We start from the raw sequence: 9994 nt of genomic DNA, 5'->3' as shown, positions 1-9994 counted from the left end.
GCGATGGCATGTTCTACCTCGGCCACGCCTTGCCCGATGAGCAGGCTGAGCGCCATTACATCGTCAAGTTCGGACGCGGGCCCGACCCGGATCTGGCCGACGATTTGCGTCTGGAGGCACCCTACATGCAGCTGGCGATACACTTGGGCCTGAAGGTCCACGGCGCGCTGGAACTGCACGGCAAGGCCTTGTTCATCCCCCGTTTTGACCGCGAAGTGCGCGGGACCGAAGTCGTACGCCACGCCCAGGAAAGCATTGCTTCCCTGTGCGGCGTGACCGGCTTTGCGGCCATTCCCACACACAATGCGGTGTGCGCCAGGCTGGGAGAAGTGGCCACCGATCCGCTCCCCGAAATCATCGAATATCTGAAGCGCGACATCGCCAACATCGCCCTGCGCAACAAGGACAATCACGCCCGCAATACCGCCATCCGGCGCGATGCACAGGGGCGGATCGGCCTGACGCCGCTGTTCGACTTCGCCCCGATGTGGCTGCATCCGGATGGCATTGCACGGCGCATGCGCTGGGAACGTGACGATGGAGGCTCGCCGCAGTGGGCCAGCGTCATCACGCAGGCCTGCGAAGCCGCGCAGATCGAACAGGAACCGGTCAGGTCGGCCTTGCGCGAGATGGCATCGCCGCTGACGGACCTGCTGCCATATGGCCGCAGCCTGGGTATCGAAAGCACCTTCCTCGACCCGCTGGCCGCCACCGTGGACCAGGTACGGGCACAGCTGGAGGCGCTCTGAATGGACAAGCGCTTCAAACCCCTGAGCGCCATCGAGCAGATGGAAGAGCGCCGCGCACTCTTCGACGAACTGGCCGCCGATCCCACGCTGCCGGTGCCGGCCGTGGTCCGCAAGATCCGCACCACCTTGCGCCTGACCATCGCCGAATATGCCAAGGTGTGCGGCGTATCGGCCCGTACCCTGCAGGACATCGAACGCGGTGAGTCCAGTCCCACCCTGGCCACGGCCGACAAGCTGCTCAAGCCGGTCGGCATGTGCGTCGGTGCCGTCATGCGCAAGCGTCCGTAAAAAAAAGGCGACCCGTCGCCAGGTCGCCTCATCGCTTCATCTCACTGCAACGTCATCAATTCTTTGCCACCGCCTGCTGCTTGCCGCTGCCCGGCTCCAGCACCACCGTGCAGGTCAGCCCCGAGGCCAGCAAGACATTGTCCGGCACCTTGTCCAGGTGGATGCGCACCGGGATGCGCTGGGCCAGGCGCACCCAGTTGAAGGTCGGGTTGACGTCGGCCGTCAGTTCGCGGCTCTGCGGGTTGTCGCGGTCATAGATGCCGCGGGCGATGCTGTCCACGTGGCCTTCCATGGAAGCGCCGTTGATCAGCTGGATCTTGGCGCGGTCGCCGATGGACAAGAGTGGCAGCTTGGTTTCTTCGAAGTAGGCATAGACCCAGAAGGAATGGCTGTCGATCACCGCGATCTTGGCTGCACCGGCGGCCGCATAGTCGCCCCGGCGCACGCTCAGGTTGGTGATGTAGCCATCCACGGGCGAGAAGACCTTGGTACGTTCCAGGTTCAGCTTGGCCGTATCCCGCTGCGACAACGCGGCCTGGTATTGCGCCTGCGCTCCCTGGAATTGGGCCTGGGCAGCTTCCAGCTGGGCTTGCGAGGCGGTGACCTGGCTGCCGGCATCTTCGCGGGCTTCGCGCGAGACCACCAGCGCATCCACGTCGGCACGGCGGCGGGCTTGCGCACGGCGCATGTTCAGGTCGGCGCGGCGCGCTTCCACTTCCGCCTTGCGCACGTCCAGATCTGCCTTGCGCGCCGTGACGGCAGCCTCCGCCTGCTGCAGCGCCAGGGTGTAGCGGGCCGGGTCGATTTCCATCAGCAGGTCGCCTTTCTTGACCAGCTGGTTGTCGCGCACCGGCAAGGCCACTACCTGCCCCGAGACATCGGGGGCGATATTGACCACGTCGGCGCGCACGCGGCCGTCACGGGTCCAGGGCGAATGCATGTAGTGCTGCCACAGGCTCCAGGCCAGCAGGATGGCCAGCAGGAAGATGGCCGTGGTGATGAGAACGCGGAAAATCGATTTGACCGGCATGATGAACTACTCCTGATTGTTTCTTTATCTTTTCGTAAGGGATGGGTACGCAAGGAAGTGCGGTGCGCTAGCGATACACCGCCAGCCCCAGCAAGGCCGCCAGGCAGACGAACAGGCTGACCCGGAACAAGGCAGGGTGCCAGGTCAGCTCGTAGAAGCCGAAGCGCACCAGCACGCGGTCGGCCAGCATGGCCAGCACGGCGGCTACCACCGCCAGCAGCAGGACGGTCGGAATATAGGCGTCGAAGAAGGAAATCTCACGTGGCATGGCGGGCTCCCGTTGTGTTGTTCTGGCCCCCGGCGCGCATGGTGTGCAGCGGCGATTGCTCATCGAGCAGGGCGGTACGGATGAAATGCAGGTAACTCAAGGTGCGTTGCAGGCGATGGCGTTCGCTGCGTTCGCGGTAATGCGGACCGATGGCGGCCTGGACTTCGGCGATGGTGGCATCGTTGGCTGCCAGCGCCGCCGACAGGGTGGCCGCCGAGGGCTGTGCAAACAGCGCCGGAATGGCTTCACGCAGACGGTTCAGGGCGGCATAGGCAGAGGCTGGCAGCAGGTCCGGGGCCTCCGAGCGGATGCCCTGCAGCTCGTTGCGCAGTTCGATGATGGCGTGGCCCACTTCCAGCGTGGCAAACATCCAGCCCAGCGCCTTCTGACGTAGCAGGGGACGGCTGCTGGTGAACATGGTGATCTGGTGCATCAGGTCGCGGGTACCGCTCTCGAACTTCAAGGCCAGATGCGCCAGCTTGCCGAAACAGGCATCGACCACCTGCTTGCGCAACTGCTTTTCCAGCACGCGCACGGTCCAGTCGGTGGTCGGCGGCAAGAGCAGCATGAAGGCCACGGCTGTGACGATCAGCGATACCACCAGCGCCACGGATTCGTTCAGATAACCGGCCGCATTGAAGTGCGCAAAATTGTCCGGCACCGCCAGGAACGGGAAGAAAATGCAGATCCCCAGGCCATAACCTGCATAAGCGGGACGGGTGGTCAGGTAGACGGCCAGCATCAGCACCGGCATCAGCGCGCTGGCCAGCATCCAGTAGCCATCCAGGCGCGGCAGGATATGGAAGGTGTAGAAGTAGCCGGCTACCGCAGCAAACAGCACGCCAATGGCCACCGTGCGGGTCGCCTTGGCCGGATCGGGCGCGGCCGAGGTGATGGCACAGAAGGCGGCGGCATTGAGCACGGCCACGTCGCCGCTGGGCCAGCCGCTGACGATCCAGAACGCGGCCAGGGCCAGCATCACGATGGCGGCGCGGGCACCGGCAATCAAGGCAGTAGTCATGCTGGTCTTGGGCGCATAGGAGTGCTCCCATTGCTCGCGCTCGTGATGGCGCTGGGTCAGCGAGGCATAGGTCAGCGTGTAGGCGTGCAGTTCCTCGATGACGCGATACAGCAGTTCGGACGCCGTATCGAAGTCCAGCATGGCGCTGTCGCTCTGGCACTGCTCGGACAGCGTATGGCGCGTGGCCCGCACGCGGCGCGGCAGTTCCCGCTTGTAGGCATCCAGCTTCAGGGCCGCATCGGCGGCGTCCAGCGCGCTCATGACCGGCTCGCCGCTGGCGCGGGTGAGCAGGGGCTGCACTTCGCGGTAGTAGGGTGAAATGGCCTCGATCACCACCCGGGCACTTGGCGCCGGGTTGGCATGCAGCCGGTTCATCAGCTGGTGCAGCGCATGCACGCGGGTCGACAAGGCCATGAACTCGCTGTTCATGCGGGAGAGACGGCCACTGCGCAGGCGCACTTCGGGGTCCTCGAAGATGGCCGAGCTGCGCATGGCTTCCAGGCCGATGATGTCGCCCACGAAACGGGCATTGGTGGCTTCGAGCTGCTTGCGGTCGGCGGTGCCGCCCAAGGTGGCACTGACCATGTCGACGAAGGCGGTGAAGCGGCCGCGGATGATGCGCACCAGTCCGGGGGCGCTGGCCTGCGGGAATACCAATGCGCTGACCAGGCCCACGCAGACGATGCCGACCATGATCTCGCTGACCCGCGTCATCACCGAATCGAAGGTGACGGCCGGGTGCAGGGCCGAGGGCAAGCCGATCAGCGCCACCGTATAGCCGGAGAGCACGAAGCCATAGGAACGAAAATTACGGTTATGGGCCGAGCCCACGGTACAGAGCCCGATCCACAGTGCCGAGGCCAGCAGGAACAGTTCCGGGGTCTGGGCAAACAAGCCGACGAAGACCACCACCGCGGCCGAACCGACCAGCGTACCGATGACGCGATAGAAGCTCTTGGCCAGGATCATGCCGCTTTGCGGCTGCATGACGATGAACACGGTAATGAGGGCCGAGCGCGGTGATTCCAGATCCAGGCCGTAACCGATGCCCAGCGCCAGCAAGCCGGCGAAGACCATCTTGAAGACATAGACCCAGGTCGGCGCATCGCTGCGCCACCAATCGGTGGCAGCTTCGCGCAACTGGGCTTTGATGGAAAGGGCAGGGGTGTTCATTGTGCCGCCACCTTGGCCGGTGCTTCATCCTCGATGCCGCCGCCCAGTGCGGTCTGCAGGGCAGCGAAGGCCGCCAGGCGCTGTGCCTGCAATTGCTGCACGATCTGTTGCTGGCGCAGCCACTGGGTCTGCGCATGCAGGATGTTGAGATAGTCGGTCAGGCCGCGCTGGTAGGCGCGAGTGGCGATGTCGACGTTCTTCTGCGCCGCCTGCACCGATTCCTGCGCCTGCTTCTGCTGGCGCGCCACCGACTGCAGGGTCACGACCTGGTCGGAGATGCCTTTCAGGGCTTGCGAGAGCAGGGCGTTGTAGTGTTCCACCTCGATGTCATAGCCGGCACTGGCCGCGCCCAGCTGGCCGTGCAGGCGTCCGCCTTCGAAAATGGGCAGCGAGATCGCCGGACCGTAGGTGGTTTGCAGATTGGGGGCCGAGAGGAACGAGAACAGCCCGCCACCGGCGGCGGCGGGGCCGATGCCGGCCAGCAGGTTGATGTTGGGATAGAAAGCCGCCTTGGCCACCGAGATCCCCTTGGCGGCCGCTTCCACACGCCAGCGGGCGGCGCTGATGTCAGGGCGGCGGCCTACCAGGTCGGCCGGCAGCGCACTGGGCAGGCCGAGCGCGGTCTGCAGTTGCATGGTCGGCCGCGTGATGCCGTCGGCAGCACCGGGGCCGGCACCGAGCAGCGCGGCCAGCTGATTGCGGATCAGGGCGATGTTTTCCTGCAGGGCTTCCATCTGGCGGCGGGTTTCCGGCAGCGGGGATTCAGCCTGGGTGATTTCCAGCTGGGTACCGAGGCCGCCCTTGAAGCGGCGCTGGGCCAGGTCGAGGATCTTCTGTTCCTCCTTGAGCATGGCCTCGGTGTTGTCCAGCAGACCGTACTGCAGCGCCAGTTGCACGTAGGTGCGCACCACATTGCCTTCCAGCTCGAGCTGGGCGGCACGGGCGTCGGCGGCCACGGCATGCATTTCATCCTCGGCACGCAGGGTGGCGTTCTTGTTGCGGTCCCACAGGTCGACGTTGTAGGACAGACCCAGGGTCGCGGTGTTGTTCCAGGTCAGCTTGTCGCGGAAGGCCGCGCCGTAATAGACGTTGTCGGACCAATCCTTGCGGCCGACCGACACGTCCAGCTGGGCACTGGGCAATTCACCGGCATGGGCGACGACGGCCATCGACTGCGCCTGGCGCACGCGGGCAGCTGCCACGGCCATGCTGGGGTTGCCGGCGACGGCCCGGGTCACCAGCTGGTTCAGTTGCGCATCGCCATAGGCTTGCCACCAGGCACGCTGCGGCCAGCCGGCTTCGCTGGCGGCCTGGCGGATGGCCTGGCCGGCGTCCAGCACGGCGACGTCGCGCAGCTGGGCCTGCGGCTGGATGCCGCCCTGGTCGGCACAACCGGCGATTGTCAGCGAAAGCGCAATGACGGTCAGCGCGGGCAGCTTGGAAAAGGCGATACGTGTCATGGAATTACCCAAAAAAATGCAAATATCAGAAGTTGTGTATTCTATTTTGTAATTATTCTCGAAAAAATCCGCTATTTCGCAATTGTTTATATCAGTTGCAGCAACAATGATTGCTCAATTCTGGGTAACAATGCTGTCATGGCGCAGTGTGTCCGCAGCGGCAAGTTCGGCCAGACGGGCGCCTGCGCTCAGTACAGTGATAGGAAAACGATGGATACCCTGCAAAACATGCGCGTCTTCGCGCGCGTGGTCGAGGCTGGCAGCTTTACTCAGGCGGCCCAGCAGATGAGTCTGACCACCGCCCATGTTTCGCGCGCCGTGGCCGATCTGGAGCGGCATCTGCGCACCCGCCTGTTGAACCGTACCACGCGCCGCATTGCCCTGACCGAAGCGGGCGAGCGATATTTGCTGCGTTGCCAGCAGATCATGGCCTATGTGGACGAAGCCGAGGCCGAGGCCAGCGCGGCCTACGTGAAACCTTCCGGCCGGCTGCGCATTCACGCCATGACCAGCCTGGGCCAGCGCTACGTGATCCCGTCGATCTCGGGCTATCACAAGCGCTATCCGGAGGTGGCGGTGGAGCTGACGCTGGCGCAGCGCATCCCCGACATGCTGGAAGAGGGTTACGACGTCTCCCTGGTGGTGGCGCGCGAGCTGCCCGATTCCGGCCTGATCTACCGGCAGCTGGGCAGTACCTTCAGCATCCTTTGTGCCTCGCCCGCCTATCTGGATAAATACGGACTGCCGCAGCATCCCGGCGATCTCCTGAACCACGCCTGCCTGCAACTGGTGAGCCCCATTTCTCCTCTGATCGAATGGGCGCTGGAAGGGCCGGAAGGCCAGACCGTGATCCCCGTCAGGAGCAATTTCCAGGTCAACGTGGCCGAAGCCATGCTGACCGCCGTGCGCGAAGGGATGGGCATTGGCGTGCTGCCCATTTATTCGGCGGTGGACGCGTTGCGCGCTGGCACCATCGTGCGGGTGCTGCCGCAGCACCGGCTGCAGAACATGGGGGTGTATGCGCTGTATCCTTCACGTCAGTACCTGGATGCCAAGATCAGCACCTGGGTCGACTGGATGCACGAAACGGTAGACAAGACCTTGCAGGAAGACCATCAGGCGCTGGAGCGCCTGGGTAGTCTGCGCGAGGAAATGCAGGGGCTGGCCGCACGTGGCGGCACGCTGGCGTGATCAATCGAGGGGAATGCGATGGGATGGCTGGCAGTCGGGATGGGAGCAGCACTGGGCGCCTGGTTGCGCTGGCGCATCTCCGTGGTATGGAACGTGGACGGGCACTTCGTGCCGCTGGGCACGCTGGCGGCCAACTGGATCGGGGCCGGCGTGATCGGCTTTCTGGTCGCCTATTTCGAGCAGCATCCGGCATTGGCACCGGAATGGCGGCTGTTCGCCGTGACCGGCGTGCTGGGCGGGTTGACCACTTTTTCGACCTTCTCGGCCGAATCCATGATCCTGCTGCAGCGGGGCGATTACCTGTGGGCCATCGGACACTCGGGCCTGCATCTGCTGGGCTCTGTCGTGCTTTGCGTTGCCGGGTTTGCAAGCTATCGCGCTTTGGCTGGATGACTACTTTGAGCGACATGATGCAGATCAAAACAGACGGCACGATCATTGCTTGAAAATCGCAGGCGCTGGCCCAACTTTCATCTCATTGAAAAATTGGAGCGAACCATGCGTCTCGACAAACTCACCACCAAATTGCAGGAAGCGCTGGCCGACGCGCAATCCCAGGCAGTCGGCCACGACAATCAATATATCGAACCCGTTCACCTCATCCTGGCACTGCTGAACCAGGATGACGGCGGCGCGCGCTCGCTGCTGCAGCGCGCCGGCGTGAATGTGAACGGTCTTTCCACTGCCTTGCAGGCGGCCGTCAAGCGCCTGCCGCAGGTCTCCGGCAACGGCGGCGAGGTGCAGGTCGGCCGCGAGCTGGTGGCCCTGCTGAACCTGGCCGACAAGGAAGCGCAAAAGCACGGCGACCAGTTCGTCGCCAGCGAAATGGTGCTGCTGGGCCTGGCGGACGACAAGTCCGACGCCGGCCGTGCCGCCCGTGAAAACGGCCTCACCCGCAAGTCGCTGGAAGCGGCCATCAAGGCGGTGCGCGGCGGCGCTTCCGTGTCTTCGCAGCAGGACGAAGGCCAGCGTGAAGCCCTCAAAAAGTACACCCTGGACCTGACCGAGCGTGCCCGCGCCGGCAAGCTCGATCCTGTCATCGGCCGCGACGATGAAATCCGCCGCGCCATCCAGGTGCTGCAACGGCGCAGCAAGAACAATCCGGTGCTCATCGGCGAACCCGGCGTGGGCAAGACGGCCATCGTCGAAGGCCTGGCCCAGCGCATCGTCAATGGTGAAGTGCCGGACAGCCTCAAGTCCAAGCGCGTGCTGTCGCTGGACATGGCCGCATTGCTGGCCGGTGCCAAGTACCGCGGCGAATTCGAGGAACGCCTGAAGGCCGTCCTGAAGGAAATCGCCCAGGACGAAGGCCAGACCATCGTCTTCATCGATGAGCTGCACACCATGGTCGGTGCCGGCAAGGCCGAAGGGGCCATGGATGCCGGCAACATGCTCAAGCCGGCGCTGGCCCGCGGCGAGCTGCACTGCGTGGGCGCCACCACCTTGGACGAATATCGCCAGTACATCGAGAAGGATGCCGCTCTGGAGCGCCGTTTCCAGAAGATCCTGGTGGATGAGCCCAGCGTGGAAGCCACCATCGCCATCCTGCGCGGTCTGCAGGAAAAGTATGAAGTGCACCACGGCGTGGACATCACCGACCCGGCCATCGTGGCGGCTGCCGAGCTGTCGCATCGCTACATCACCGATCGCTTCCTGCCGGACAAGGCCATCGACCTGATCGACGAAGCCGCTTCCAAGATCAAGATCGAGATCGACTCCAAGCCGGAAGTCATGGACAAGCTCGACCGTCGTCTGATCCAGCTGAAGATCGAACGTGAAGCGGTCAAGCGCGAGAAGGATGAAGCCTCGCAGAAGCGCCTGCAGCTGATCGAGGAAGAAATCGAGAAGCTGGAGCGCGAATACGCCGATCTGGAAGAAATCTGGAAGGCCGAGAAGTCGACTGCGCAGGGCGGCCAGCAGTTGAAGGAAGAAATCGAGAAGGTGCGCCTGCAGATGGAAGAGGCCACCCGCAAGAGCGACTGGCAGAAGGTCTCCGAGCTCAAGTACGGCAAGCTGGCCGAGCTGGAGGCCGCGCTGGAAGTGCAGAACAAGAAGGATGCAGCGGGCGTCAAGGCCGAGAAGCCCAAGCTGGTCCGCACCCAGGTCGGTGCCGAGGAAATCGCCGAGATCGTGGCGCGCGCCACCGGCATCCCGGTCTCGCGCATGATGCAAGGCGAGCGTGAGAAATTGCTGCACATGGAAGACGTGCTGCATGAACGTGTGGTCGGCCAGGATGAAGCCATCGTGGCCGTGTCCGACGCCATCCGCCGTTCGCGTGCCGGTTTGGGCGACCCCAGCAAGCCGTATGGTTCGTTCATGTTCCTGGGCCCGACCGGCGTGGGCAAGACCGAGCTGTGCAAGGCGCTGGCCTCGTATCTCTTCGATACCGAAGAAGCCATGATCCGCATCGACATGAGTGAATTCATGGAGAAGCACTCCGTGGCCCGCCTGATCGGCGCGCCGCCGGGCTATGTCGGCTACGAAGAGGGGGGCTATCTGACCGAAGCCGTGCGCCGCAAGCCCTATAGCGTGATCCTGCTGGATGAAATCGAGAAGGCGCATCCAGATGTCTTCAACGTCCTGCTGCAGGTACTCGACGATGGCCGCATGACCGATGGCCAGGGCCGTACCGTGGACTTCAAGAACACCGTGATCGTGATGACTTCCAACCTGGGTTCGCACAAGATCCAGAGCATGGAAGACAGCGATCCGGCCTTGGTGAAGCTGGCGGTGATGGCCGAGGTGCGCACGCACTTCCGCCCGGAATTCATCAACCGGGTGGACGAGATCGTGGTCTTCCACGCGCTGGACGCC

9 protein-coding genes are annotated in these 9994 nt (G+C 63.9%); 5 read left to right on the top strand and 4 right to left on the bottom strand.

The window, feature by feature from the left end:
• Positions 1-749 (top strand): HipA domain-containing protein (locus B3873_RS02685; protein WP_286863901.1); only part of this gene is annotated, 749 nt, incomplete at its 5' end.
• Entirely contained in the window at positions 750-1037 is a 288-nt protein-coding gene (locus B3873_RS02680) for a helix-turn-helix domain-containing protein (protein WP_008328257.1), read from the top strand.
• A 55-nt stretch (positions 1038-1092) separates the two neighbouring features.
• Here the strand turns inward: B3873_RS02680 and B3873_RS02675 are convergent, their stop codons facing one another.
• The 4 genes from B3873_RS02675 to B3873_RS02660 all read right to left on the bottom strand — a co-directional run bounded on the left by B3873_RS02675 (position 1093) and on the right by B3873_RS02660 (position 5989).
• A complete protein-coding gene (locus B3873_RS02675) occupies positions 1093-2067 on the bottom strand; it encodes an HlyD family secretion protein (RefSeq protein WP_286863900.1) in 975 nt (324 codons plus the stop codon).
• 67 nt (positions 2068-2134) lie between these two features.
• Positions 2135-2335 (bottom strand): DUF1656 domain-containing protein, encoded by a 201-nt coding sequence (locus B3873_RS02670; RefSeq protein ID WP_088753796.1) that lies wholly within the window; start codon positions 2333-2335, stop codon positions 2135-2137.
• The gene (locus B3873_RS02665; RefSeq protein WP_039788382.1) at positions 2325-4529 is read right to left on the bottom strand and encodes an FUSC family protein; all 2205 of its coding nucleotides are present in this window, start codon (positions 4527-4529) and stop codon (positions 2325-2327) included. Before B3873_RS02665 ends, B3873_RS02670 begins: the two co-directional genes overlap by 11 nt.
• Positions 4526-5989: an efflux transporter outer membrane subunit gene (locus tag B3873_RS02660; protein WP_286863899.1), complete on the bottom strand. Its 1464-nt coding sequence runs from the start codon at positions 5987-5989 to the stop codon at positions 4526-4528. The genes B3873_RS02665 and B3873_RS02660 overlap by 4 nt, the downstream gene beginning before the upstream one ends.
• 210 nt (positions 5990-6199) lie before the next feature.
• Between B3873_RS02660 and B3873_RS02655 the strand changes: the two genes are divergently transcribed.
• From B3873_RS02655 to clpB, 3 genes are all read left to right on the top strand, one after another.
• On the top strand, positions 6200-7180 hold the full coding sequence (locus B3873_RS02655) for a LysR family transcriptional regulator (protein ID WP_039788379.1): 981 nt from the start codon (positions 6200-6202) through the stop codon (positions 7178-7180).
• An 18-nt stretch (positions 7181-7198) separates the two neighbouring features.
• Complete coding sequence (gene crcB, locus B3873_RS02650) at positions 7199-7573, top strand: fluoride efflux transporter CrcB (protein ID WP_121039842.1); 375 nt, start codon at positions 7199-7201, stop codon at positions 7571-7573.
• 105 nt (positions 7574-7678) lie between these two features.
• Positions 7679-9994, top strand: a 2316-nt coding sequence (gene clpB, locus B3873_RS02645; RefSeq protein ID WP_286863898.1) for an ATP-dependent chaperone ClpB, incomplete at its 3' end; no start/stop codon positions are given.

This window comes from Herbaspirillum sp. UBA812 (assembly GCF_002296545.1).
Lineage (GTDB): Bacteria > Pseudomonadota > Gammaproteobacteria > Burkholderiales > Burkholderiaceae_D > Herbaspirillum > Herbaspirillum huttiense.
Note: the sequence above shows the minus strand (reverse complement) of the source record. Positions and strands in the feature narration are given on the sequence as shown.

Excerpts from the sequence above, each read along its gene's own strand:
- B3873_RS02680 (WP_008328257.1), top strand. The coding sequence starts at position 750 with ATGGACAAGCGCTTCAAACCCCTGAGCGCCATCGAGCAGATGGAAGAG.
- B3873_RS02675 (WP_286863900.1), bottom strand. The coding sequence starts at position 2,067 with ATGCCGGTCAAATCGATTTTCCGCGTTCTCATCACCACGGCCATCTTC.
- B3873_RS02670 (WP_088753796.1), bottom strand. The coding sequence starts at position 2,335 with ATGCCACGTGAGATTTCCTTCTTCGACGCCTATATTCCGACCGTCCTG.
- B3873_RS02665 (WP_039788382.1), bottom strand. The coding sequence starts at position 4,529 with ATGAACACCCCTGCCCTTTCCATCAAAGCCCAGTTGCGCGAAGCTGCC.
- B3873_RS02660 (WP_286863899.1), bottom strand. The coding sequence starts at position 5,989 with ATGACACGTATCGCCTTTTCCAAGCTGCCCGCGCTGACCGTCATTGCG.
- B3873_RS02655 (WP_039788379.1), top strand. The coding sequence starts at position 6,200 with ATGGATACCCTGCAAAACATGCGCGTCTTCGCGCGCGTGGTCGAGGCT.
- crcB (WP_121039842.1), top strand. The coding sequence starts at position 7,199 with ATGGGATGGCTGGCAGTCGGGATGGGAGCAGCACTGGGCGCCTGGTTG.